Source organism: Bradyrhizobium sp. 1 (assembly GCF_023073315.1).
Lineage (GTDB): Bacteria > Pseudomonadota > Alphaproteobacteria > Rhizobiales > Xanthobacteraceae > Bradyrhizobium.
Window position 1 is genome coordinate 148782 of sequence record NZ_JADPJH010000002.1, and the last position, 25685, is coordinate 174466.

A 25685-nucleotide genomic window follows, 5' to 3' on the forward strand; every position below is an offset into this window, starting at 1 on the left:
GGCGTCACTTCTCCGGCGGCGGCACTGCGCCGGTCTGGCTGGTGATCAGGCCGTAATGCTCGATGCGGCGGTGCTGCGCAAAATTGAAGATCGTGGTCTTGCCGAAAATGGTGGCGTCGAGGTCGCAAGCGTGAACCAGAACCTCGTCCTCTTCCGTCTTGGCCTCTGCGACAATCTCGCCATTGGGATCGACGATCAGGCTGCCGCCGAATAGCGGGTGGCCATCCTCGTTGCCGGCCTTGGCGACCGCAACGACCCAGGTCGCGTTCTGGTAAGCGCCGGCTTGCACCGAGAGACGATTGTGGAACAGGCGCTTCTCGACGCCCTCCTCGCTCTTTTCGGCATTCACCGACGGCGTGTTGTAGCCGATCAACACCATCTCGACGCCCTGCAAGCCCATGACGCGATAGGTCTCGGGCCAGCGGCGGTCGTTGCAGATGGCCATGCCGATGATGCCGCCGAGTTCGCGCCAGACCTTGAAGCCGAGATCGCCCGGCTCGAAATAGCGCTTTTCCAGATGCTGGTGCGAACGCTTGGTGTCGTACTCCACATGGCCGGGCAAATGGACCTTGCGATATTTGCCGACGATCTTGCCGGACTTGTCGGTGAGGATTGCGGTGTTGAAGTGATGGCCGTCGGGCGTCAGCTCGGCATAGCCGAAATTCATCGCCATCTGATGCTGCGCCGCGCGCTCGAACAGCGGTTTTGTCGCAGCGCCCGGCATCTCGCGCTCGAACCAGGTGTCGAACTCGGCCCGATCCTCCGAATACCAGCGCGGGAAGAACGTGGTCAGCGCCAACTCGGGATAGACGATCAGGTCGGCGCCCTTGGCCTTGGCTTCGTCCATCAGCGCGATCATGCGCTTGACCACGGCCTCGCGGCTATCGGCCTTCTGGATCGGGCCCATCTGGGCGGCGGCGACATTGACGATACGCATCAGCGAGTTCCTGATTTCTGGGCGAGGCTGGGGACGGCAGCTTCTGGGATGTGTCGGCGCGCGCAGCATAACGCGGTCTTGCGCCGGTTTTCCAGCCAAGCAGCTTTCATGCCGTCCGCCCCCATTCGGCGTCCTGCAAAACCCGCCAGTTGATCTTGTTGCTCGCGGTCCGCGGCAGCTCGTCGACGAAAACGACCGCGCGCGGCGCCTTGTAGCTCGCCATCGCGCCGCGCGCCCAGCTCACGATTTCGTCCGGCGATGTCGTTGCACGCGCGGCATCGTCCAGCACCACCAGCGCCTTGACGGTTTCGCCGCGATAATTGTCCGGCGCCGAGACGATGCAGCACTCCCGGATGGCGCGGTTCTGGTACATCGCGGCCTCTACCTCGGCCGGCCATACCTTGAAGCCGCTGACATTGATCATCCGCTTCAGGCGATCAACCGCGAAGAAATATCCGTCAGCATCGCGATAGCCGAGATCGCCGGTGCGCAGGAACCGTTTCCCCGAGAGTTTTATGAAGGATTCGGCATTGGCCTGTGGCCTGTTCCAATAGCCTTGCAGCACCTGCGGCCCGTGCACGACGATTTCGCCGACGACATTGTCGCCGAGCTCGGTCAGGGTTTCGGGATCGACGACCCGCGCATCGGTCTCGTGCACGGCAATGCCGAGGCATTGCCGCTTGGGCGCAGCCATCGGGTTGAGATGCGTCGGCGACATCGTCTCGGTCATGCCGTAGCCCTCGACGAAATCGAGACCGAAGCGGCCTTTAAGACGCTCGGCCACCGCGGTCGGCATTGCCGCGCCGCCGCCGGTCAGCACCTTGAGTTTTGCAAAGCACCGGTCGCGGAACCTGGCACTCGCGAGCACGTCGACGATCATGGTGGGCGCTGCGTTCCAAAAAGAGACGCCATAAGTCTCGAACAGATCGGGCAGCAGATCCTTGTCCCAGCGCGCCATCAGCAGCAGCGTCGCGCCGGTGACAACAGCGGCATTCATCGAGCCCTGCATGCCCGCGACATGGAACAGCGGCATGAAGCCGGTCATCACATCGTCGCCGTCCAGCCCGTACCAGCGCGCCTGCAACACGGCAGTGAACAGCGCGCTGCGATGGGTATGCATGCACGCCTTGGGCTTTCCCGTTGTCCCAGAGGTGTAGGGCAGGATCATGAGATCGTCCGGGCCCGCACGCATCGCCGCGGGTGCCAAACCCTGCGCGATCGCAGATGACCAGGAATGCCAGCCTGGCGATGACGGCACGTCCGACGGCGCTTCGGTGACGCATGAAGGCAGCGTATAGGGCGTGGCATCAGGGACCTCGTCGCGATATTGCGCGACGATCGCATGCGTGATGGCTTCGCCTGTCAGCGGGGCAAATATGTCGTTCAGCTCACTGCCGATGATCGCGACCTTCGCACCGCTGTCTTCGGCGAGATACGCAATCTCGGCGGTCTTGTTCATGGGATTGACGGGGACGATCACGGCATCCGCTCGCATCACCGCATAATAAGCGATGACATATTGGGGCGAGTTCTGAAGCGCGATCATGACGCGGTCGCCGCGCTTCACGCTGCAAGCATGCTGCAGGAAGCCGGCCATAGCGTCGACGCGCTCACGTAACTCCGCATAGCTCAGGCTCGCGCCGTAAAACACCGTCGCCGGATGCGACGGCCGATCGCGCGCCGCACGGACCAACGCGTCGTATAGCGTCCCCTCCGGCATCGCGAGATGCCAGGGCTCATCTGCCGGCCAGGCCGGCGAACGACGGGATGCTGCGTCGTCCGCGCTCACCCGTGCTCCGCGTCGGCGATATCGAGGCCGTGGTCGAGCGCATCCAGCAGCAGCGTCGCTTCCCGCTCGGAGATCACCAGTGGCGGCGCCAGGAATAGCGAGGTCTGCTCGCCGCTGGTGCCGATCACCGCGCCGGCTTCCAGCGCACGCTCCGCGACGCGCGAGGCGATCGGCACCTCAGTGGTGTCGGCACGCCAGGTGCGCCAGTCCGGGCCGTGCAGCTCCACCGTCCAGTGCAGCCCCTGCCCCGCCACGCGCTGCACGCTCGGATGCTTTTGCGCGATCGCGAGCAGGCGACGTGTGAACAGCCTTTCGAGCTTTTGGACATGCTCGAGAATCTTGTCGTCGGTGATGACCCTCAGATAAGCGCTGACCGCGGCCATGCTGATGGGATGGCCGCGCAGCGTGCCGTAGTTCTGCCAGCTCGAACCCCTGAGCCGCTCGACGATGTCTTTCGACACCACCACCGCAGCGACAGCCGCCGCACCGCCGCCGAGCGACTTTCCGAGCGTGACGATGTCGGGGCGGCTTTCGGCGCCCTGGAACGCGAACCAGCGTCCCGCGCGGCCTGCGCCGGTCACGACCTCGTCCGCGATCCAGTACGAGCCTGCCTGCCGTGCGCACCGTGCCACCTCGTCCTGATAGGCGCCGTCGTAATAGATGCCGCCTTGCGTGTAATCGATGATCGTCGCCGCGGTGTCCGAGAGCAGCCGCCCGGCATCCGCCAGATATTCGCTCGGCGGGCTGTTGTTGGCCGGCGCACCATAGATCCCACCATCAGGCGCGGGCAAAACTCGCACTGGCGCCATCGGAGCCGGCAGCTTCGAACCACCCGCGTGCACCGCGAGCCCGCCATGCCATTGCGGCTGCACGGTCATGCTGCGCGACAGTCCGGTGATGCCGTGATAGGCGCGCTCGCGCGTCGCCAATGCAGAGCGCTGCGTCAGCGCCTGGCACAGCGACAGCGCCATATCGTTGGCCTCGCTGCCGCTGATGCAGAAGCGGACAGCACCGACCCAATCCTCTTCACCTTTGAAGGCGGTGGACATCAGATCGTCCGCGGCCTGCTCGCGTCCGACCCAGGTCCAGCCTTCGTTCACGACGGGCGTATCGGCCGCGCGGCGGATTGCTTCCACCATCGCGGGATGGCGATGGCCGAGCCCGCCGCCGGTGTTGCTGCCGTCGATCAGTTTGCGGCCATCCGACAAATGGAAATAGACGCCCTCGCCGCCGACCACGGCCATGGGCGCAGCTTCGCCCGCATTCAGTCCGGTTCGCAACAATTTGCTCATCGCGGGTCCCCTCACTCTGCGGCCACGGCGCCGTAGCCACCGCCGCCGCACATCTCGATGGTGACGAGATCGTCTTGCTGCAACACCAGGTTCGACTTGCCGTCGATCGCAACATTGGCACCCTGCCTGACAAGCGAGATGCGGCAGGCCTTGCCGGGCAAGCCGCCCTGCATGCCGAACGGCGCAATTACCATGCGCTCGATGCAAGTGGTCAGGTGCATCGACGGCGCCAGGATGCGGTAGGTGCGAACGGAGCCGTCGCCGCCGCGATGCGCCCCCGCGCCGCCGGAATTCCAGCGAATGGCCTGCTGCTCGAGGCGGATCGCGTAGCTCGCCTCGATCACCTCGACCGGCGTGTTCGAGGTATTTGAGAGATGCACCCGGGTCGCCGACATGCCGGCCCGATCGTGCCGCGCGCCCTCGCCGCCACCGTGGACCTCGTAGAGCATCTTCCAGGAGCCGTTTGGCCGCGGCTCGGCAAAAAATAAGACGCCGGCGGTGGTCGCGCCGCCAGCCGACAGGCGTTCGGGAATGGTGTCCTGCATCGCACGAAAAATCGCATCGACGATGCGCATCGACGTCTCGTGGTTTCCGGCGGCAACGGAGGCCATCCAGCCCGGCTCCAGGATCGAGCCCGGGCGCGTGATGATGGTCAGCGGCCGCAGCGCACCCGCATTCTGATGCATGTCGCGCCCGCTCATGATGCGCGCGGCATAGGCGACAGCCGAGCGCGCCATGAATGGCGTGGTATTGCAGAAATTCGAGACGCGGTCGCAGCTTCCCGAAAGATCGAAGGTCGCTTCATCACCCGCGATGGTGATCTTGACATGGATGCGCGCGGGCGCGTCGTTCACGCTGCCGTCGTCGAGATGATCCTCGCCCTCATAGACGCCGTCCGGCAGCGCGCGGATCGCTTCGCGCATCTCGATTTCGGAGAGATCGTGCAGGCGCGACTGCGTCGCTGTGAAGATCGCCTTGCCATGCTCGCGGCAGAGTTCGACGATACGCTTCTCGCCAGCTTTCGTCGCCGCGATCTGCGCCAGAAGATCACCCTCGCAGGATTCAGGGTCGCGAACATTGGCCTTGAGCAGTTGCACGATCGGCGTATTGACGCCGGCCGCGGTCGCGATCAGCACCGGCGGAATCCGCATCGCCTCCTGGAAGGTGTCGATCGCCTTGGCGAAATAGCTGCCGGGCCAGGTGCCGCCGATATCGGGCCAGTGCGCGAGGCTGACCGCGAACGCCACGATGTCGCCGTCGACGAACACGGGCCGCACCACCTTGACATCGTTGAGATGATTGCCGCCGAGCGCGCCGACATTGTAGATCACCACGTCGCCGTCATTCAGGCTGTCGCGCGGCACGACCTTCAGCAGTTCGGGAATGGTGTAGGCCATCGCGCCGAGATGGATCGGGATGTCGCGGCCCTGCCCGACCAGACCGCCGTGACCATCCGTGATCGCCGACGACAAATCGCCAGCCTCGCGCAACAGCGGCGAGCGCGCTGAGCGTGTCATGACCAGGCTCATTTCCTCGGCCGCGGCCGAGAGCCCGTGCCTGATGACTTCGACGACAAACGGATCGAGCTTCATGCCGCCCTCCGCGTCAGGAACAGATTGCCTGAGACATCCGGTTTGGCTTGCCAGCCGGGCGGCACCACCACGGTGGACCATGCGTCCTCGATGATGGCGGGGCCGCTGACGATGTCGGTCAACGAGGCGCGATCGATGATCGCGGTAGCTGCATCGTGGAGGCCATCGAACGAGCAGATGCGCTTGCCGGTGGAAACCGATCTCACCGCAGTCGCCGGCCGGCCGACGACGGTCGTCGATGGGCGGCGTGCCTGCACGCGCACGGATTCGATGACGCAGGGCTCGCTGGTCGCATAGCCGAACAGCTCGTGATGCCTTGCCAAAAAGCCCTTCTTCAGCAGCGCCACATCAAGCGGCAGGGTGAAGGGCACCGGAATGGCATCGTTCTGCGCAGCATAACGCATCAGCGCAACGAGCTCGACCTGGATCTCGGCCTGTGCAACGCCGTTGGCGATCAGCGGCGCGGAGGCATCGTCGATCAGCGTCACGATTCGTTCCGATACCCGGGCGAGATCGATGCCGTCGAGGGCGGCGCGAAGAGTCTGCTGCTGGAGGAAGCTGAAATCGGCGGTGAGACAACCCAGCGCCGAGAACGCGCTCGACGCGCTGGGCACGACGACCTCTGCGATACCGTAGAGATCGGCAAGACCTGCGGCATGCATCGGACCGCCGCCGCCGAACGCGAGCAGCGTGCAATCGCGGCCGTCGACGCCGCGTTCGACCGTGACGCGGCGCAGCGCGCGGGCCATGGTCGCGTTGGCGACCTTGATGATGCCGAGCGCGGTTTCGGTCAGGCTCAGCCCCAACGCCCGCGCGATCGGCTCGATCACGCGCTTGGCTGCGTCGATGTCGATGCCGATGCGATCGCCAAGTTTCGTCTCGGGATTGAGATAGCCGAGCACGGCATTGGCATCGGTAATGGTCGGTTTGGTGCCGCCGCGGCCATAGCAGGCCGGGCCCGGCTCGGAGCCTGCGCTCTCCGGTCCGACCGTGAGGCCGCCGGGACCATTGCGAACGATCGATCCGCCGCCTGCCCCGATCGAATGAACCGCAAGCATCGGCTGGCGCAGCGGCTTGTCGCCGAGCATGCGGCCGTCGGTCATCTCGGCCTGGCCGTCGACGATCAGGCAGACATCCGTCGTGGTGCCGCCCATGTCGAAGGTCAACATGCGCGATGTACCGAGCTGACGCGCGATGCTGACGGAGGCCGAGACGCCGGCGGCCGGGCCCGACATCGCCATCACCAGTGGCCGCCGTTTCACGGCCGAGATCGGGATCATGGCGCCGGCCGAATGAAAAACCTGCAAGCCGGGGCCGATCGGCAGCCGCTGCTCCAGCTCGCTGAGATATTCGACCGCGATCGGCATCGCGGCGGCGTTAAAGACGGTCGCCGAGGTCCGCTCGTATTCGCGCGCCTCGGGATTGACCTCATGCGACAGCGAAACGTGGGCGACGACATTCTTGAGGCGCTCGCCCAGCATCTTTTCGTGGACCGGATTGGCATAGGCGTGAAGCAGGGCGACTGCGACGCTCTGAACGCCGGTCTGCTTCAGCCAGACCACCAGACGCTCAATCTCGGCCTCGTCGAGTGCTTTCAGCACCTGCCCCTCGTGATCGAGGCGTTCGGCTAGCCCAAAGCATCGCTCAGGCGGCACCAAAGGCTGTGATTTCGGCGGAATATCGAGGCGATAGAGATCGCGGCGGCGATAGCGCGCGATCTCCAGCACATCGGAAAACCCTTCCGTCGCGACTAGCGCCACCTTCGGCAGCCGGTTCTCGACAATGGCATTGGTCACGCGGGTGGTGCCGTGGACGAAGCGCTTGACCTCGCTCTTGCGCAGGCCCACCGCCTCGATCGCTTCCAGCATCGCCTGTACCGGCGCATCGGGGCGCGACGGCACTTTCGCGATCCGCGCTTCAGCGGAGTCACGCCTGATGGCGATGATGTCGGTGAAGGTGCCACCGATATCGGTGCCGACTTCCCAGTGATTGTCCGAAGAGCTCATGTGCACAGTCAGCTACGGATGACGTCCAGACCGAACGCCGGGTCCTTGCCGTCCATCGCAACATCCAACGCCAAACCGAGACCGCTCATCATGCATCCCCTGTCATGCCACCATGAGCGAGCGTGCGACAGAGCGATGGGCTCGGGATAGGGCCAGACTTGTCGCAAACCGCTAGACCAGCGCGTGCACGCCGCCGCGCGCCGCGCCACCTGCTGCACGTTTTGGAGCAGCGCTGCCTGCGCAGAGTGCACACCGCTCTGCACGAGACACGTGCGGCGCACCACGGAATTTTCCGAGTAAATCGTCAGACTCGCTGCACTGCAATCCGATCGCCTCAAATCGCCTGTCTATTTTGCAGGCGATCGGACGGCAGCGCGGGATAGCCACATGCCTAGGAGCTATGCATACCGGTCGGCTCAGCCTCTCTTTATTGTACGAACAGTAAGAGAGGGTTTCGCCGGTCCCAATGGTGCGTTGCCGCTGCCGATGCAAGCCGCGATTCTCGCAAGCAGCGGCGCGGCATCCTCGACGCGCAGCCGGCCGTAGCCGAACACCAGCCCCTGCCGCGTCGGCGCTTCCAGAAAATTCTGCGACAACGGCTGCACGTGGATACCGGCCTGCTTCAAGGTCGCGGCCGCCTCGCGGTCGCTCATCCGCGCCTGCATCGCGTTGGTGAACAGCGCCACCAGATGCAATCCGGTGACGGCGGGGGACACGGTCAGATCGTCCGGCATCAGCGCCGCGATCGCATCGATCAGCGCCTTTCGCCTGCTGGCATAGATCCGCCGCATCCCGCGCAGATGCCGCAGCAAATGCCCTTCCCGCATGAACTCGGCCAGCGCGAGCTGCCCGATGCCTGACGTATGCACGTCGATGCGCGCGCGGCCCTTCGAAAAGCCGTCGATGAAATGCCGGTTGGCGACCATGTATCCGAGCCGCAGGTTCGGCATCATGATCTTCGAAAAGGTGCCGAAATAGATCACCCGGCCCTCGCGATCGAGCGAGCGCAACGACGCGATCATGCTGTCCTGATGCCTGAACTCCGAATTGTAATCGTCCTCGATCACCCAGACGTCGTTCTTGTTGGCCCAATCCAGCAGCTCGAGACGCCGCTCCAGGCCCATGCTGATGCCGAGCGGATATTGATGCGACGGCGTGACGACGACCAGCTTCGCGCGCGGCGCTCGCCGAATCCCTTCCGAAACGACCAGCCCCTTCTCGTCGACCGGAATCGGGACGAGTTTCGCGCCCGCCGCCGTGAGCGCCCACCGCGCCTCGACGAAGCCGGGCTCCTCGACCCAGACCTCGTCGCCGGGATCGAGGATCATCCGGCTGCAGAAATCCAGTGCGCCTGAGGTGCCCGAGGTGACGACAACCTCTTTCGGCGAACAGACCAGACCGCGCACCGAGCCGAGGAAATTCGCGATCTCGGCACGCAGCCGCGGATGTCCCTCGGGCGGAAGATCAAGGCACTCGTGCTCTCTTGGATTTTGCCAGGTCTGGCGCAGCAGGCGCGACCAGTCCTTGAAAGGAAAGGTCGAGATGTCAGGCGCACCCGGGCTGAACTCCGACGGCCAGTTGGTCTCGTAGTCGAAGGCGAGCAGCGATCGCCAACGCTGCGACATATGCGCAGGCTTGGCCGTAGGCGACCTAGTGGACGGAGGCCCGACACGTGGTGTTGCAACGGACGCCACCATGACGCTGCCACGCGGCGTCGATTCAAGATAGCCCTCGGCATAGAGCAGATCCCAAGCGCTCAGCACCACCGTGCGCGAGCAGCCCAATTCCCGCGCAATCTCGCGCGAGCCCAGGAACTGCGTTCCGGCCGGAAAGGCGCCGCGCAAAACGCCGTCGCGGATATGAGCCGCGATCTGCAAATGCAGCGGCACGGCCGACGTCCGGTCGATATGCATCCCCGCAAGGGAGACGCGCTGGTGCGGCTGACGATCTCTGTCCATCACGTGGAGGCGGCTGTTTGGAACGCGCGGCGATAGCCGCCGGCCTCCCCTCAGGATGGGCTAGAAGCGGATTCGGGTCCAGCCTCCGCCGGATCGGTCACCCCGACCGTGTGGTAGGCGCGGCCGAAATAGATCAGATTGTCGGTGCAGCCGGATCTCTGCAGCGCGACGACCCGGCAGAACAGCACGTCATGCGTGCCGACATTGACGATATCGGTAATCCGGCAGTCGAACGCAGCGGCACTATCGGCCAGCACCGGCGCACCGGTTTCAAGTGTTGACCAATTGGCTGCGGCAAACCGTTCGTCGGCGGGCACCTTGCCGCCGAACAGGCGGGACAATTGCTCGTGCCGGGCCGAAAGCACGTTGACGCACACCACCTTGTTGCGCGTCACGCTGGCATAGGCGGAGGAGCCGCGGTTGATGCAGACCAGAAGCGTCGGCGGATCGTCGGTGACGCTGCACATCGCCGATGCGGTAAATCCGGCGCGGCCCGCGCTGCCGTCGGTCGTCACGATGTTGACGGCGGCACCAAGACAGGCCATCGCGTCACGGTAGTCCTGAGGGGCGACGTCCTGCATCAATGTCCTCACGCCTCGATCGCAGGCGCAGATACGAGTCCGCACAGCACCTGCGCCAGCACGGAGGCGCCGGCCGCGACATGATCGGGCTCGGCCCATTCATGCTCGACGTGGCTCGCCCCGTCGCGGCACGGAATGAAGATCATCGCCGCTGGGCAGATCTTTGCGAGATGGCGGGCGTCGTGACCGGCGGCCGATAGAATGGCCATGGCGGAGTGCCCCTGCTCGCGCGCGGCTTCTGCGATGCTGGCCCGCAGCTGCGGATCGAAAGCGTTCGATGGCGCATCGACGAGCGGCGTCACCGTGACTGTACAAGGCGGGGCGTTCTCCCGGCAGAGAGCCATGATGCGCGCACCGGCGGCATCGAGCACTGCATTGTCAGGGTGGCGTAGATCGATGCTGAAGCTGACACGCGACGGCACCACCGACGGCGCGTTCGGCACGACCGCAATCCGGCCGATAGTGAATTTGATGTCGGCATCGATGGCGCCGATCTCAGCATGGAGCACTGAGGCCATCCGTGCAAAGGCCGCAAGCGCATCCCGCCTCTCTGACTGCGCGAGCGTGCCGGCGTGGCCCTCGGCGCCCTCGACGACCACCTGAAAAGTCTTCTTGCCCTGGATGCCAGTGACCACCCCGATCGTGCAGTCGGCGGCCTCCAGCAGCGGCCCCTGCTCGATGTGCAATTCGAGATAGGCCCCAGTGGCAAAACCGAGCGGCCTGTGCGGCAGATCAGGAAAAGCCTGGTGGAGGCGATCGAGCGCTTCGCCGACACTGACGCCGTCAGCATCGCGCGCGGCGCGGATCGCATCCATATCGCGTTCCCCGGTAAAGGCCTCCGAGCCCATCATGCCCGGGCCGAAGCGCGAGCCTTCCTCATTCATCCAGGCGACAACGATGACGTCGCGCGCGGGCTTGTCGCCCTGCTCGGCGAGCGACACCACAGCCTCCAGCGCCGCCATCACGCCCGCCGCACCGTCGAATTTGCCGCCGGTCGGCTGGCTGTCGAGATGACTGCCAAGGAGAAACGGTGGCGCGGAGCGATCGCGGCCGGCCAGCGTCAAAAACAGGTTTGCCGCCGCATCCGTCGACGGCGTCAAACCCGCTTCAACCGCCCAGCCGATCACGCGGCGCCATGCGGCGATCTCGCCGTCGCTCAGCGCCTGTCGATTGACCCCGCCGGCAGGCGTCTCGCCGATCTCGGCAAGCGACATCAAGCGCGTCCAGAGCCGATCTGCGTTGATCAAGGTGCCCGATCCCATCGACCTACTTCGTGCGCATGATCTGGCCCGGCAACGCGCGCGGATCGCGCGGCAGCCATTGCCCGGCCTCGACCTGGGCGATGAACTCGGCGAGCAGCGCGTTGAACGCCGCGGGTTCTTCCAGATTGAGCGTGTGGCCGGTCTTGGGGAAGACCGAGAGGCCGCAGGCCGGAATGGTCTTCTTCAGGAAGATGCCGGGCTGGAGACAGTGATCGTCCTCGTCGCCGACGACGACCAGTGTCGGCACCATCATTGTTTTCAGGCCGTCTTCGAGATCGTAGAAGGACGGACGCCGTGCCTGGACGCCGCGCATGGTGTTGGCGGCGCCGCGATCGGAATGGGTGGCGAGGCGGTCGGCGAATTCCTGCCAGCCGCGCGGATCCTTGTTCTGGAACTGCACCCGGCTCGCACCGAGCGCGTAGACCTTGGAAAATTCCTTCGCGCCCTGCTTCTCGAAATTGTCGGCAACTTCGAGCGAGACGCCGCGGAAATAGTCCTCGAACTCCTTCTCGCAGCCATAGCCGGCGCCGGCCACCGTCAGCGACGAAGCGCGCTCCGGCGTGCGCAGGCCGAAATGCACCGTGCAGAAGCCGCCCATGGAGAGGCCGACGATGTGTGCCTTCTCGATCTTGAGCGCGTCGAGCACCGCGACCGCGTCGTCCGCCGCAATCGCCTGCGAATAGGCCTCCACACTGTCAGGCACGTCCGACGGCGGATAGCCGCGCGCGGCGTAGCTTATGCAGCGATGGCGCCGGCTGAAATAGCGCAGCTGCGGCTCCCAGCTTTGGTGATTGCCGCCGAACTCGTGGATGAAGAGGATCGGCGTACCCTCGCCGGCCTCTTCGACATGGAGCTTCACCCCATCCTTGGTCGTGATCATCGTCATCGGCATCGTCCCTAGAATTGCGGCGGCAGGTCGTTGAGCGTGCGCGCCTGCGCGACCATGTCCGGCAGCAGCGTGCAGAGCTTTTCGACCCACGCTTGCGGCACCGAGGTGCTGATCTTCACAAAACGGTCGCCGAAGCGCTGGGTGTGATAGGTGCCCTGGCGGATCATGATGCCCTGCCGGCGATAGCACTCGACCAGCGCCTCCGGGCGGATGCCCGCTGCGATGGTCTCCAGCACCAGGAAGTTTCCGTGCGACGGCATGATCGGCAGCTCCAACCCTTCGATTCCCGCCGCCGCCTCCTGGATCATCGCCTTGTTGGACCGGTCGGTGCTGCGGACCTTCTTCATCCACTCGGCCTTGACCGACAGCCCCGCCTGCGCCGCGCGCTGCGCGATGACGCTCGCGCCGAGCACGCTCGTGGAAGTCTGCGCCAGTTCCTCCAACAGATCCGGCGCCGCGACGAGCGCGCCGATCCGCAAGCCCGCAAGGCCGAGCCATTTCGAGAAGCTGGTCGAGACCACCGTGCCTTGCGGCGCGACGAGAAGCGCCGGCGTGTGGCCGTCGGCGAAATCGCGGTAGGTGCAGTCGTGCACCAGCAGCGCACCGCAATCGCGCGCGATCGCGGCAAAGCTCTCGATCTCTTCACGCGTGTAGCGAATGCCGAGCGGATTGTTGGGATCGACCAGATAGATGATCGCCGTGCGCTCGTCGACATTCGCCTTCAACGCTTCCGGCGTCAGGCGGTAGTTGCAGGCGGGATCGTAGATCGGAATCTCGATCACCTCGGCGCCCTGCTGGCGCGCGAACAGGCACGGCCATTTCCAGGTCGGATCGGTCGTGACCAGCGTGGTGCCGGGCTTGCAGCGCGCGCGGCAGATCATCGCAAGCGCATTGACGCCGCCTTCCGTCACCAGCGCTTCTGCGCCTGATGTCCCGAGGTCGGCGACGATCGCGGCGCGCAGCGCCTCGAAGCCGAGCGGCGGGGCATAGGCGTTGAACTCGCCCGCTTCGATCGAGCGCAGCATCGCCTCGCGCACGGCGGGATGGCTCTCGATATGGTTGGTGTTCTGGCCGAGCCAATAGAGCCCCGGCGTCGCCGAGAGCTCGTCGAAATAGCGGTTGCGGACCAGTGCCGCCGATTGCACTCCAGACATTGGCGCCTCAGATCACCGAGCCGCGCGCGGCGATGCCGCCGTCGATCGTCACCACGGTGCCGGTGATGTAGCCGGATCGCGGCGAAGACAGGAACGCGACGAGATCGGCGACTTCTTCCGACGTCGCCGGCCGCTTGCCCGGATATTTGTCGAACAGCTCCTCCCAGCGGCTTTCGTCGCCGAGCATGTCGATCGCCTTGCGCTTCATGATCTTGAGCATGCGGTCCGTGGCAACCGGCCCCGGATTGACGGCGACGACGCGGACGCCGTGATCGAGGCTGCGGCCGCCGAGCGCCTTGGTGAAGGACATCAGCGCCGCATTGCCGGTCGAGCCCGCGATGTAGCTGGCGTCCCAGTTCTCGCCGGAATTGCCGATGATGTTGATGATGACGCCGTCCTTGCCCTTCATGCGCGGATAATAAAGCCGCGACAGCGTGATGTAGCCGAACACCTTGAGATCGAAGCCGCGCCGCCAGGCGGCGTCATCGAGGATTTCCAGCGAGCCGGCGGGGATATCGCCGGCATTGTTGATGAGGATGTCGATATCGCCGACCTCGGCCGCTAGCTTCTCCATCGCAGCCGTGCTCGACAGATCGAGTGCGTGGATGGTGATCTTCACGCCAAAGCGGGATTCGAGCTGCTTCTTGGCCTCGAGCATCGCCTCGCCGTTGCGGGCCGCGAGATGCAAATGGCACCCCTCCGCGGCGAGGAGTTCGGCCACCGCAAGTCCAATTCCTTTCGACGCGCCGGTGATCAGCGCGGTCTTGTTCGTCAGCTTCAGGTCCACACGGGGTCTCCAGAATGCAGGCTAGATATACAAGGTCTAGCAATTTGCATACCAGACGATCCCCCGGGTCATTCGAAGGCGGCCAGGAAGTCCAGCAGGTTGTCGCCGAGCAGGTTGACGTGGTCGCGCATGGCGCTGTGCGCCCGCTCCGGATCGTGCGCCAGGATCGCCTGCATGATCGCCTCGTGCTCGCGGACAGTGTCGGCGATCCGGTTCGGCATCCGTGTCACCCGGCGGCGATACGCCGCCACCTGGTTGCGCAGCTTGCGGGTCTGGTCGGCCAGGAAAATGTTGCGCGAGGCTTCATAGATCGCTTCGTGGAATTCCTGGTTGATGTCGTAGAAGACATCGATGTCGCCGGTTTCGCCTGCGGCCACAAGCCGCTGGTGAACCTCGCCTATTTCAGCGCCCCAGGCCTGAGAGACGCGCCTTGCGGCAAGCCGCGCGCAGAGCCCTTCGAGCTCCGCCATAACCTGGAACATCTCGATCAGCGCCTGTGCCTTGATGCTGCGGACCGTCGCGCCCTGCCGTCCCCGCAGCTCGACCAGATTGTTGGCGGCCATCAGGCGGAACGCCTCCCGCACCGGCGTGCGCGAGACGCCGAAGCGCTGCGCGATCTCCTGCTCGTCGAGCCGGCTGCCCGGCTCCAGATGACCCGCAGCGATCGCCCCTTCGAGCTTCTGCCGCAGGCTCTCCGCCAGCGTCACGCCGGGGCCCGCGCTGAGGGATTCATGCCCATTTTTCACGCGCCTGCCTCCGCCATGTGCACCAACATCCGCCATTATGTTTCTCCGGTATCGATACACGTATACAAAAAGAGCGCTCATCTTCCAGCGAAACGGCCGATTTCGTGCGGAGATGCACGCCGCCGAGACATGTTCGCCGTCGACCTCGCAAGTCTTATGCCTGATTTGCCCGGAGATCGCGCTGGCACACGAGTTGCTAAGAGATTTTAACGCAGCCCCGCTTTCGTATGCGAATGGCCGCCGCCATTATACAAGGACATCCCGGTGCAGGCTGCCCGCCTCCCCCATCCCGGACCGGCTACCGACGCCCCGCAGGCTCAGCCGAAGCCCGAGCCGCTGCTCGAGCTGCGCGCGATCAACAAGACATTCGGCACCGTCGCGGCACTATCGGGACTTCAGGCGACCATCGCCCCCGGCGAGTTCGTCACCGTCGTTGGTCCCAGCGGCTGCGGCAAGAGCACCCTCTTTAACATTGTCGCCGGCCTCGAAGAGCCCGATGCCGGCGGCATCCTGCGCTTCGAGGGCAAGAGCTGTCATGCCGCCGACCTGCTCGGCCGCGTCTCCTTCATGCCGCAGCGCGACCTGCTGTTTCCCTGGCGCAACGTGGTGGACAACGCCATCCTCGCGCTCGAGGTCGAGGGCATGAAGCGCGACCAGGCGCGCGCCAAGGCACTCAAGATGCTGCCCGAGTTCGGCCTCGCCGGCTTCGAGAAGCAATATCCCCATCAATTGTCGGGCGGCATGCGCCAGCGCGTCGCCCTGATGCGCACCTTCCTGTTCGAGCGCGACCTGATGCTGCTCGATGAGCCCTTTGGCGCGCTCGATGCGCTGACGCGGGCGATGATGCAGCGCTGGCTGCTCGACGTCTGGCAGAAATACCGCCGCACCATTCTCTTCATCACCCACGACGTCGACGAAGCCATCTTCCTCGGCGACCGCGTGCTGGTCATGACGGCGCGTCCCGGCGCGGTGAAGCTCGAACAAATCGTCGACCTTCCCCGCCCGCGCCGGCCCGAGATCGTCACCTCCCCTGAATTCATCCGCCTCAAGCGCACGCTGCTCGATGCGATCGAGGAGGAAAGCATGAAATCGTTCCAATCCTCCCTCGCGCAGGAGAAGTCGCAATGAACGCGATGTCGCCGAAAGAGCCGCGCGGCATCGATCCGGCCGAATGGGATGCCCGGATCAAGCTCGCGGCCTGCTATCGCATGGTCGCCAGGCTCGGCATGGACGATCTGATCTACAATCACATCTCCCTGCGCGTGCCCGGCCACGACGATCAGTTCCTGATCAATCCCTATGGATTGCTGTTCGACGAGATCACGGCCTCGAGCCTGGTCAAGATCGATACTGAGGGTAACAAGCTCGACGACACGCCACAGGCCGTCAATGTCGCGGCCTTCGTGATCCATGCCGCGATCCACACGTCGAACCACGACGCGGCCTGCGTGCTGCACACCCATTCCGACGCGAGCGTCGCGGTCTCAGGGCAGGAGAACGGACTGCTGCCGCTCAGCCAGTTCGCAATGCGCTTCTACGACCGGCAGGCTTTCCACGATTACGAAGGCGTCGCCATCGACCTCGACGAGCAGGTCCGCCTGGTGCGCGATCTCGGTCCGCACAAGGTGATGCTGATGCGCAACCACGGCATCCTCACCGTCGGCCGGACGCCGGGCGAAGCCTTCATGCTGCTCTATTATTTCGAGCGCGCCGCGCGGATCCAGCTCCAGATGCAGGCCGCCACAGCTTCCGGCGCCAGGCTGGTGATGCCGCCGCACGAGGTCTGCGAGAAAGCCGCCCGCCAGTTCTGGGAATTGCAGGGCGACATCCTCGTGCCCGGCGAACGCGAATGGCCGGCGCTGATGCGCCAGCTCGACCGCACCGATCCATCCTATCGCAATTGATTTCACCGCCTGGAGTATGACCATGTTGAGCCGACGCCACGCTTTCTCCATCCTCTCCGCGGTCGCACTGGCGACCGGCTCGTTGGTCACGGCTGCGCCCGCCGCCGAATTGCAGAAGGCGAGCCTGCGCCTGAAATGGCTGCCGCAGGCACAGTTTGCCGGCTTCTACGTCGCGGCGGCCAAGGGCTATTACAAGGCCGAAGGGATCGACCTCACCATCAATCCGGGTGGGCCCAACCTGCTCACCGAAAATCTGGTCGCGACCGGCGCCGACACATTCGGCCTGTCGGGCGGCACCGACAGCGTGTTCGCGGCGCGCGACAAAGGACTGCCGATCGTCTGCATCGGCGTGTCCCACCAGATCACGCCCTTCATCTTCGTCACCCGCAAAGATGGTCCGGTGAAGACGATCCAGGACTTCAAGGGTAAGACCGTCACCACCTGGTTCACCGGCGCAAATCACGTGCTCAACGGCATGCTGGCCAAGGAAGGCATCAAGCCGGATGAGTTGAAGATCCAGCCGCAGCAGGTTTCGGTGACGCCCTTCGTCGACGGCAACGTCGACGTGATCACGGCGACCTATTACAACGAGTTCTACACCATCCAGTCGCGCATGCCGAAGGACAGCCTGAAGACCTTCGTCGCCGAGGATTACGGCATCACCTTCCCGCGCGATACGCTGATCACGGCCGAGGCGACCGCCAAGGAGAAGCCGGAGCTGGTCAAGGCGTTTTTGCGCGCTTCGCTGAAGGGCTGGAAGGATGCATTCTCCGATCCCAAGGGCGCCGTCGACACCGTGATGGCCGCAGCGCCGACGCTCGACCGTGCCCAGCAGGAGTTCATGCTCACCGAGGTGAAGCGCCTGATGACGGCGGGTGCGGCGGCAAAGAACGGCATGTTCTGGATCGACGCCGACGCGGTCAAGACCGCTCACGACTTCTTCCTGAAATACGGCGTGATCTCCAAGCCGGTCGATCTCGCTACGGCCTACGATGCCAGCTTCATCCAGAGCATCCCGGCGGCGGACCGGCTGCCGTGAGCAGCCCTGCCGCGACATCGCTTGGTGACGGCCGCGCGGCTGCGCGGTCGGTAATGATGCCGGATTGGCTGCGCAAGCTGATCCGGCTTCTGCTCGGCCTCGCCGTCGCGGCGGTGATCTGGGAAGGCGCGGTGCTGCTGTTCGGCATCCGGCCCTATTATCTGCCGCGCCTCAGCACGATCCTGATGGCAATGGCGGCGACGCCTCGGGCCTACATCGACGGCTTCCTGCGTACGCTTGCCGAGACGCTGATCGGCTTCGCCTCCGGCGGCGCGTTCGGTGTGCTCATGGGCGTCCTGTTCTTCCGTGTCCGCGCGCTGCGCGAGATGATCTTTCCGATCTTCGTGGTGTCGCAGACCATTCCGGTCATCGCCTTTGGCGCGCTGGTGGTGCTGTGGTTCGGCAATACGCTACTCGCCAAGGCGATCATCGCGTTCTATCTGACCTTCTTTCCGGTCACGGTGAACACGCTGCTAGGGCTCGAGACCGTCGATCCCAGGCAGGTCGACCTGATGCGCAGCTTTGGCGCCTCCAACCGCCAGCTCCTGCTCCGCCTGCAGCTTCCGACCGCGCTGCCGCAGATCTTCGTCGCACTGCGGCTGGCCGCATCCTTGAGCCTCGTCGGCGCCATCGTCGGCGAATGGTTCGGCGACACCACAGGGCTCGGCGTGCTGCTGCTCCAGGCCATGTTCACCGAAAATGTCGTTGCGATCTGGGCCGCCCTGCTCGCCGCGGCGCTGCTCGGCACCGGCTTCTATGCGGTCGTTGCGGCAGTCGAGCGGCGGCTGGTGTTCTGGAACGCCGAGCAATGAGCCGCGCGATCGCCGCCCCCTCGCTCGCCGTCCAGCGCGGCATTCTCGGCGCCGTCCTCCTTGTTGCTTGCTGGGAAGGCGCGGCGCGCGGACTGCACCTGCCGGACTATGTTTTGCCCGCCGTCAGCGACATCCTGGTCGGCCTCTGGTCCAAGCGCGCAACACTCATCGACGCCGCCGGCTACACCCTGCTCGAAGCGCTGGTCGGCTATGGGCTCGGCTGCCTGATCGGCGTCGGCCTTGCCGTCGCCATCGCACTGGCGCCGGCGTTGCGCAGCGCGATCCTGCCGCTCGCGACCGCGATCAATTCGGTGCCCGTGGTCGGCTATTCGCCGCTGATCCTGCTCTGGTTCGGCATCGGAATCAGCTCGAAGATCGTGATGGTGGCCATGGCGGTGAGCTTCACCATCCTGCTGTCGATGCTGGCCGGGCTCGACCGTGTCGATCGCCGCGCCGTCGATCTCATGAAGAGTTTTGGCGCAAGCCGTTTTGGCGTGCTGTGGCGCCTGCGCCTCCCGACTGCGCTACCGCTGCTGCTCGCCGGCATGCGCGTCTCCACGGTGCGCAGCGTCATCGTGGCGATCGTCACCGAAATGCTCGGCGCGCAGGGCGGGCTCGGCTGGGTGATCTACCAGGCCGTGCTGCAGATCGATTTCGTCCAGGTCTGGGCGGCGATCTTCGTCGCCTCCGCGGCGAGCCTCGCCTTCTTCGGCCTGATCGGCTTCCTCGAACGCAAGATCCTGTTCTGGACATGACGCCAGGAAATACGCCATGAAACGACAGATGCATCTCGGCCTGTTCATCCTCGGGACCGGCAGCCATGTCGCGGGCTGGCGCTATCCCGGCGCGGTCGACAGCTTTCAGGATTTTGCCGCGATCCAGGAGATCGGCCGAACCGCCGAGCGCGGCAAGTTCGACCTGATTTTCATGGGCGACAATCTCTACGCCGATGCCGCCGCCCATCCCTCCTACACACTGCGGCTGGAGCCGCTGACCATGCTGGCCGCGCTCGCGACCTCGACCAGCCATATCGGGCTAGGTGCGACCGTCTCCACCACCTACAGCGATCCATTCTCCGTCGCGCGCGTCTTCGCCTCGCTCGATCACATCTCGAGAGGGCGCGCGGCATGGAACGCGGTGACCACGGCCAATCCGGCGACGGCAGCGAATTTCGGCACCACCCATCCCGATCACGCCCGCCGCTACGAGATGGCGGGCGAATTCCTCGACGTGGTCAAGGGCCTGTGGGACGGCTGGGCGGATGACGCCATTGTCGCCGACCGCAGCAGCGGTCTCTACATCGAGCCGGCAAAACTGCGCGCGATCGACCATGACGGTGCGTTCTTCAAGGTGAAGGGTCCGCTCAACATCGGCCGCAGCCCGCAAGGCCGCCCCGTCGTGCTCCAGGCCGGCGGCTCCGAGGCCGGCCAAGCGCTCGCCGCGCGCACCGCCGATATCGTGTTCTCCGTGGTGCAGGACATCGAGGAAGCCAAGGCCGGCTACGCCTCGCTGAAGACGCGGCTGCCGTCGTTCGGCCGCAAGCCTGAGGATGTCACGGTGCTGCCGGGCGTGATGCCCGTCGTCGGCCGCACCGACAAGGAAGCGTTCGAGAAGCTCAACACGCTCCAAAGCTTTGTCAGCGGCAGTAACGCCCTTGCCATACTGTCCGACCGCTTCGGCCGCGACATGTCGGCCTACGATCTCGACGGGCCGATCCCTGATATCGCGCCATCGGACAGCTATCACAGTTTTGCCAGCGTCATGCTTGCCAAAGGTCGCCGCGAGAACATGACGCTGCGCGATCTCTACAACCTCACGGCCGCAGCCCGCGGCCATTGGGTGCTGTGCGGCTCGGCCGAGCGCATCGCCGACACGCTCCAGCTCTGGTTCGAGGAGCACGCCGCCGACGGATTCAACGTCATGCCGCCCTATTTCCACGAGGGCTTTGAGGATTTTGTCGAACTCGTCGTGCCGATCTTGCAGGAGCGCGGGCTGTTCCGCGCGGATTATGAGGGCACCACGTTGCGCGATCACCTTGGACTCGCGCGTCCCGCGAATCCGTTTTTCGCGGCCTAGAGCGGAATGGACTTGGGTTGAATCAAGCGGCCGCGGGCTCGGTGCACCTCTCCCGCCCGCGGGAGAGGTCGGCGCAACGCGCCGGGTGAGGGTTCTCTCCTCTTGGGGGTTCTCGATTGCGGAGATACCCTCTCCCCAGCCCTCCCGCGCAAGCGGGGAGCGAGAACACCTCACCGCTGCGGCGTTCGAACCTGGCCGCTTCGATGCCATCAACACTGGCCTGTTCTGGACCGAGGAGCGTTCAAAAATGCTCTACCTCGTGCCTTACGCGCAGCAGGCGATCAGCATCTACACCGATCCCGCCTCCAGCCTGAAGCTGGAGAAATTCGAGGACCTCGCCGGCCGCGTCGTCGGCATGGAATCGGCGACCTACACCGAACGCAAGGCGCGCGAGTTCAGCGCCGCGATGGAAGCCAAGGGCCTGAAGCCGATCGAGCTCCGCACCTTCACCACGGTGACCGCGACCTCGGCGGCGCTGCGCGCAGGCCAGCTCGAGGCAGCCCTCAACATCAACGAGACCGCGAATTCGCTCGAGCAGAAGGGCATCGCGAAGATCTGGGTGCGCGACATCGCGGGCACCGACATCACCTTCGCCTTCCGCGACAAGCTGCTCGCACAAGCTTTCGCCGACGCGCTGACGGCGGCCCGCGCCGACGGTACTTATGACAAGCTGTTCGACAAGTTCGGCATGACCAAGCTGAAGACGACGACGTTCGCCATCCGGGGCGATGGGCCGACGAATTGAGGAAAGCGCCGGCGCGCTTCGATCCCGCGAGATGCGCACTCTCGTGTCCCGGACGCGCTGCAACGCTCTCGGCGTTGCGGCGCAGAGCCGGGACCCAGATGGCAACCAAGGAACTCGCGGTGAGATGGGCCCCGGCTCTGCAGCGCACCGCTGAAGAAGCGCTGCGCCGCGTCCGGGGCACGAGAGCCGTAGGATAGTTACGAGCTCGCCTGGGTCACAAACTTCGTATTCAGATAACCCTCGATCGCCTCGAGGCCACCTTCGGAGCCGTAGCCGGAATCCTTGGTGCCGCCGAACGGCACTTCCGGCAGCGCGAGGCCGTGATGGTTGATCGACACCATGCCGCTCTCGATGTCGGCGCCGATCGCCTGCATCGTCTTGCTCGAGGTGGTGTAGGCATAGGCCGCAAGGCCGTAAGGCAGGCGGTTCGCCTCGGCCACCACTTCGTCATAGCTGCGGAAGGACGTGATCGGGGCGAGCGGTCCGAACGGCTCCTCGTTCATGATGCGGGCATCGCGCGGCACGTCGGTGATGACAGTCGGCTCGAAGAAGAAGCCTTCATTGCCGATGCGCTTGCCGCCGGCCTGGATCTTGGCGCCGCGCTGGACCGCGTCGGAAACGAGACCTTCCATCGCATCGACACGGCGCGGGTTCGCCAGCGGGCCCATGCGGGTATCCTTGTCGAGGCCGCTGCCGACCTTGAGACTCTTGGCCGCCGCGACGAACTTCTCGACGAAGGGCTGGTAGACGCTTTCATGCACCAGGAAGCGCGTCGGCGAAACGCAGACCTGGCCGGCATTGCGGAACTTGTTGGTCGACAAAATCTTGGCGGCGTTGTCGAGGTCAGCGTCGGCAAACACGATCGCCGGCGCGTGGCCGCCGAGCTCCATGGTGACACGCTTCATGTGCAGGCCAGCGAGCGCGGCCAGATGCTTGCCGACCGCGGTCGAGCCGGTAAAACTGATCTTGCGGATGATCGGATGCGGGATGAGATATTCCGACACGTCCGACGGCACGCCGAACACCAGCTGAACGACACCGGCCGGAATGCCGGCGTCGGCATAGGCGCGCACCAGCTCCATGCAGCTCGCAGGCGTCTCTTCCGGACCCTTGACGATGATCGAGCAGCCGGCGGCGAGCGCAGCCGAAATCTTGCGCACCGCCTGGTTGATCGGAAAATTCCACGGCGTGAACGCTGCGACCGGACCGACCGGCTCCTTGATCACGAGCTGGGAGACGTTGCCCATCCGCGGCGGCACGATGCGGCCATAGGCGCGGCGCGCTTCTTCCGCGAACCAGTCGATGAGGTCGCCGGCGAGCATGGTCTCGCCCTGCGCTTCCACGACCGGCTTGCCCTGCTCCATGGTCATCACAGGCGCGATCTCGGCGGCGCGCGAGCGGATGATGTCGGCGGCCTTCCGCATCAGCTTGTAGCGATCGAACGGCGAGGTCTTGCGCCAGACGTCGAAGCCGGCCTTGGTGGCCTCAAGCGCCCGGTCGAGATCCGCGCGCGAGGCGTGCGGGGTCTTGCCGATCGGCTGGCCGGTGGCGGGATTGAGGATGTCCTCCGATTTCCCGGAGGTGCCGTCGGTCCACTCGCCGGCGATGAACATCTGAACTTTCGGGTACATCGTGTCTCCTCACATGATTTCGGCAGCAATGAGCATTGGGCGCCCACCGCCTAATAAGCGGGCGCAGAGCTACACCGAAAGGCGGCCGGCGCAAAGGGATCAATGATGCCGCAGCAGCGCATCGCTGATCTTCTCGGCGGCCATGATCACGGAGATGCTGGTATTGGCCGCGGGCAGTCGCGGCACGACATCCTATGGTTCCGTATACATCGCACCTCTACCTCCACGTGCGTCATGGATCGGCGCGGCTACAAATGCAGCCGCGCCCATTTGCCTCAGCGGAAATTGCCCTTCGTCTCAGGGATCACGACCGCGCCGATCAAATAGATCACGAAGACACCGACTGAGAAGTAGGCCAGCGACATCGGAATCTCCGCGGTGCTCCCGCTCACCAGCGAGACGAAGGTCGGCATCATGCCGCCCAACGCAAAGCCGATGTTCCAGGACAAGCCGGTGCCGGTTGCGCGCAGCGCAGTCGGAAAGCGCTCGTTCAGGAAGATCAGCACCGGCGCGTATCCGGCATTACCGATGAAGGCGATGGCGAACGCATAGAGCGTGATCTGCGTCGTGTCCTTGGTGGCAGCAAGATTGAGATAGCACAGTGGCAGCAGCACGGCCGCCAGGATGCCGATGACGAGAAACGTCTTCTTGCGGCCGATGCGATCGCTCAGCGCGCCGACCAGCACCGCCGAGAAGAACGCCGACACACTCGCGCCCATCAGGATCAACGACGAGGTCTGGTTTGGGACCGCGTTGATGACCTTCAGGAAGCTCGGCAAATAGCCGGAGGTCAGATAGTAGCCGGCGCCGCCGCCGAAGGTGATCAGGAGATTGATCAGCAAGACGCTGCGATATTCGCCGGAGAAAACGTCCTTGACCGGCGCCTTCGAGACTTTTGCCTGCTTGTTGCCCTGCTGGCGCTTGAGTTCCTTGAAATACGGGGACTCCTCGAGGTTGCGGAAGATGAACCAGCCGAGCAGTGAGCTCAGCAGCCCCGAGAAGAACATGAAGCGCCAGCCCCACACCGCAAAGGCATCACCGGGGAAGATCGAGGACGTGATCAGGAAGATGAACGACGCCAGCAGCGCGCCGATGCCGGCGCCGCCGCCACCGACGAGGCCCGACATCGCGCCGCGCCAATTCGCCGGCACCGATTCCGTGCCGATCGTATGGGTGGATGCCACGACGCCGCCAACGAAGATGCCCTGTACCAGGCGCAGGATCAGGAAGATGATCGGTGCAAAGACACCGACTTGCGCGATGGTCGGCAACAGGCCGAACGCCGCGGTGCTGATGCCGACGCCGATGATGGCAATCAGCATCGCCTGCTTGCGGCCGTGGACGTCGGCATAGTGGCCGAAGATTGCCGAGCCCAGCGGGCGCATCAACAGCGTGACGGCGAACGAGCCGTAGACTGCGGCGAGCGACAGCGCCGGATTGCTCGACGGAAAGAACAGCGCGCCGATAACAGGCGCCACGTAAAGAAGAATGAACAAATCGAACAGATCGAGCGCCCATCCGAGCACCGACGCGATGATCGCATTGACCATCTGCTTGTTATCCGCGGACGCTTGTGCACCTGCGACCGGCATATCCATCTCAGCCATTTTGTTTTACCTCCCCCGTTTGAATGAGCCGCGGTCCGCGCCATTGCGAACCGCGGCAGTTTTGTCGCGTCTCAGCGGCCGGCGAATTTCGGCGGACGCTTGGCGTTGAAGGCCTCGACGCCTTCCTTGAAATCTTCCGACTGGCGCAGCCGGCTGTAGCAATGGCCTTCCAGTTCGATGGCGATGGCGAGCGTCGAATCCTCGGTGTCGTTGAGGAGTTTTTTGGCGGTGCGCTGCGCCAGCGGCGAGAAGGTGCGGAGCTCGTCGACCAGCTTGTCGGTCGCCTTCTCAAGCTCGGCATCCGGCACGCATTCGGTGGCGATACCCCATTCCAGCGCCTGCTTCGCCGAGATCCGCTTGGAGCGCATCACGATGTCCTTGGTGCGGGTGATGCCGACCATCTTCTGCAGACGCGCCGAGCCGCCGGAGCCAGGGATCTGGCCGAGCTTCTGTTCCGGCAGCGCGTATTGCGTGGTCTCGGACGCGATACGGAAATCGCAGGCCAGCGACAGCTCGAAGCCGACACCGAAGCAATAGCCGCGATTGGCGACGATCACGGGCTTGGCGCAGCGCGCGGGCGCGGCGATATTCCAGGCGAGCTTGGAGACGTGCTCGGGGCTCGCTTCCATGAAGCCGCCGATATTACCGCCACTGGAGAAATGCTCGCCCTCACCGCGCACGACGATCACGCGGACGCGCGGATCCTCGTCCAGCGTCTCGAAGGTCAGACGCAGCTGGTCGCGCTGCGGCATCGCCACGATGTTGTAGGGCGGACGTCCCAGGATGATGTCGGCGCGCTCATGCGCCTCGTCGATCTCGACCTTGAATCCGTCGAGCTTGGCGAGCCTTGGATCGGCAAAATTGTAGGGCGACGGCAT

At 64.7% G+C, this 25685-nt stretch carries 22 protein-coding genes; 7 read left to right on the forward strand and 15 right to left on the reverse strand.

Annotation, left to right across the window (positions count from 1 at the left end; all coding sequences use genetic code 11):
• Nucleotides 1-4: 4 nt before the first annotated feature.
• The 12 genes from IVB29_RS00690 to IVB29_RS00745 all read right to left on the reverse strand — a co-directional run bounded on the left by IVB29_RS00690 (nt 5) and on the right by IVB29_RS00745 (nt 14993).
• Nucleotides 5-937 (reverse strand): N-carbamoyl-D-amino-acid hydrolase, encoded by a 933-nt coding sequence (locus IVB29_RS00690; RefSeq protein ID WP_247501458.1) that lies wholly within the window; start codon nt 935-937, stop codon nt 5-7.
• A 106-nt stretch (nt 938-1043) separates the two neighbouring features.
• Nucleotides 1044-2726: a long-chain-fatty-acid--CoA ligase gene (locus IVB29_RS00695; RefSeq protein WP_247501459.1), complete on the reverse strand. Its 1683-nt coding sequence runs from the start codon at nt 2724-2726 to the stop codon at nt 1044-1046.
• Complete coding sequence (locus tag IVB29_RS00700; protein WP_247501460.1) at nt 2723-4018, reverse strand: aspartate aminotransferase family protein; 1296 nt, start codon at nt 4016-4018, stop codon at nt 2723-2725. The genes IVB29_RS00695 and IVB29_RS00700 overlap by 4 nt, the downstream gene beginning before the upstream one ends.
• An 11-nt stretch (nt 4019-4029) precedes the next feature.
• Complete coding sequence (locus IVB29_RS00705; protein WP_247501461.1) at nt 4030-5610, reverse strand: hydantoinase B/oxoprolinase family protein; 1581 nt, start codon at nt 5608-5610, stop codon at nt 4030-4032.
• Nucleotides 5607-7616, reverse strand: a complete 2010-nt coding sequence (locus IVB29_RS00710) for a hydantoinase/oxoprolinase family protein (RefSeq protein WP_247501462.1) — start codon at nt 7614-7616, stop codon at nt 5607-5609. Before IVB29_RS00710 ends, IVB29_RS00705 begins: the two co-directional genes overlap by 4 nt.
• Before the next feature lie 416 nt (nt 7617-8032).
• Nucleotides 8033-9574 (reverse strand): PLP-dependent aminotransferase family protein, encoded by a 1542-nt coding sequence (locus tag IVB29_RS00715; RefSeq protein ID WP_247501463.1) that lies wholly within the window; start codon nt 9572-9574, stop codon nt 8033-8035.
• Between the two features lie 50 nt (nt 9575-9624).
• Entirely contained in the window at nt 9625-10155 is a 531-nt protein-coding gene (locus IVB29_RS00720; protein WP_247501464.1) for a flavin reductase, read from the reverse strand.
• 8 nt (nt 10156-10163) lie between these two features.
• Complete coding sequence (locus IVB29_RS00725; RefSeq protein ID WP_247501465.1) at nt 10164-11402, reverse strand: Zn-dependent hydrolase; 1239 nt, start codon at nt 11400-11402, stop codon at nt 10164-10166.
• Between the two features lie 19 nt (nt 11403-11421).
• The gene (locus tag IVB29_RS00730) at nt 11422-12303 is read right to left on the reverse strand and encodes an alpha/beta hydrolase (protein WP_247501466.1); all 882 of its coding nucleotides are present in this window, start codon (nt 12301-12303) and stop codon (nt 11422-11424) included.
• Nucleotides 12304-12314: 11 nt separating this feature from the next.
• Entirely contained in the window at nt 12315-13460 is a 1146-nt protein-coding gene (locus tag IVB29_RS00735) for a pyridoxal phosphate-dependent aminotransferase (protein ID WP_247501467.1), read from the reverse strand.
• Nucleotides 13461-13467: 7 nt separating this feature from the next.
• The gene (locus tag IVB29_RS00740; RefSeq protein ID WP_247501468.1) at nt 13468-14247 is read right to left on the reverse strand and encodes an SDR family oxidoreductase; all 780 of its coding nucleotides are present in this window, start codon (nt 14245-14247) and stop codon (nt 13468-13470) included.
• A 68-nt stretch (nt 14248-14315) separates the two neighbouring features.
• A complete protein-coding gene (locus IVB29_RS00745) occupies nt 14316-14993 on the reverse strand; it encodes a GntR family transcriptional regulator (RefSeq protein ID WP_247501469.1) in 678 nt (225 codons plus the stop codon).
• Nucleotides 14994-15257: 264 nt separating this feature from the next.
• On the opposite strand from IVB29_RS00745, the gene IVB29_RS00750 reads away from it, so the two are divergent.
• Genes IVB29_RS00750 through IVB29_RS00780 form a run of 7 tightly spaced genes read left to right on the forward strand, consistent with a single transcriptional unit; the run spans nt 15258 to nt 21569 of the window.
• Complete coding sequence (locus tag IVB29_RS00750; protein WP_247501470.1) at nt 15258-16121, forward strand: ABC transporter ATP-binding protein; 864 nt, start codon at nt 15258-15260, stop codon at nt 16119-16121.
• Entirely contained in the window at nt 16118-16897 is a 780-nt protein-coding gene (locus IVB29_RS00755; RefSeq protein WP_247501471.1) for a class II aldolase/adducin family protein, read from the forward strand. The genes IVB29_RS00750 and IVB29_RS00755 overlap by 4 nt, the downstream gene beginning before the upstream one ends.
• A gap of 22 nt (nt 16898-16919) precedes the next feature.
• Entirely contained in the window at nt 16920-17936 is a 1017-nt protein-coding gene (locus tag IVB29_RS00760; RefSeq protein ID WP_247501472.1) for an ABC transporter substrate-binding protein, read from the forward strand.
• Nucleotides 17933-18748: an ABC transporter permease gene (locus tag IVB29_RS00765; protein ID WP_247501473.1), complete on the forward strand. Its 816-nt coding sequence runs from the start codon at nt 17933-17935 to the stop codon at nt 18746-18748. The genes IVB29_RS00760 and IVB29_RS00765 overlap by 4 nt, the downstream gene beginning before the upstream one ends.
• The gene (locus IVB29_RS00770; protein ID WP_247501474.1) at nt 18745-19503 is read left to right on the forward strand and encodes an ABC transporter permease; all 759 of its coding nucleotides are present in this window, start codon (nt 18745-18747) and stop codon (nt 19501-19503) included. The genes IVB29_RS00765 and IVB29_RS00770 overlap by 4 nt, the downstream gene beginning before the upstream one ends.
• A gap of 16 nt (nt 19504-19519) precedes the next feature.
• Entirely contained in the window at nt 19520-20824 is a 1305-nt protein-coding gene (locus tag IVB29_RS00775) for an LLM class flavin-dependent oxidoreductase (RefSeq protein WP_247501475.1), read from the forward strand.
• The gene (locus IVB29_RS00780) at nt 20757-21569 is read left to right on the forward strand and encodes a transporter substrate-binding domain-containing protein (protein ID WP_247501476.1); all 813 of its coding nucleotides are present in this window, start codon (nt 20757-20759) and stop codon (nt 21567-21569) included. The genes IVB29_RS00775 and IVB29_RS00780 overlap by 68 nt, the downstream gene beginning before the upstream one ends.
• 197 nt (nt 21570-21766) lie before the next feature.
• On the opposite strand, the gene IVB29_RS00785 is transcribed toward IVB29_RS00780, so the two are convergent.
• The 3 genes from IVB29_RS00785 to IVB29_RS00795 all read right to left on the reverse strand — a co-directional run bounded on the left by IVB29_RS00785 (nt 21767) and on the right by IVB29_RS00795 (nt 25685).
• A complete protein-coding gene (locus tag IVB29_RS00785) occupies nt 21767-23200 on the reverse strand; it encodes an NAD-dependent succinate-semialdehyde dehydrogenase (RefSeq protein WP_247501477.1) in 1434 nt (477 codons plus the stop codon).
• 275 nt (nt 23201-23475) lie between these two features.
• Nucleotides 23476-24807 carry an MFS transporter gene (locus tag IVB29_RS00790; RefSeq protein ID WP_247501478.1) on the reverse strand — a complete coding sequence of 444 codons (1332 nt, stop codon included), beginning with the start codon at nt 24805-24807 and terminating at the stop codon, nt 23476-23478.
• A 71-nt stretch (nt 24808-24878) separates the two neighbouring features.
• Nucleotides 24879-25685 (reverse strand): enoyl-CoA hydratase-related protein, encoded by an 807-nt coding sequence (locus tag IVB29_RS00795; protein ID WP_247501479.1) that lies wholly within the window; start codon nt 25683-25685, stop codon nt 24879-24881.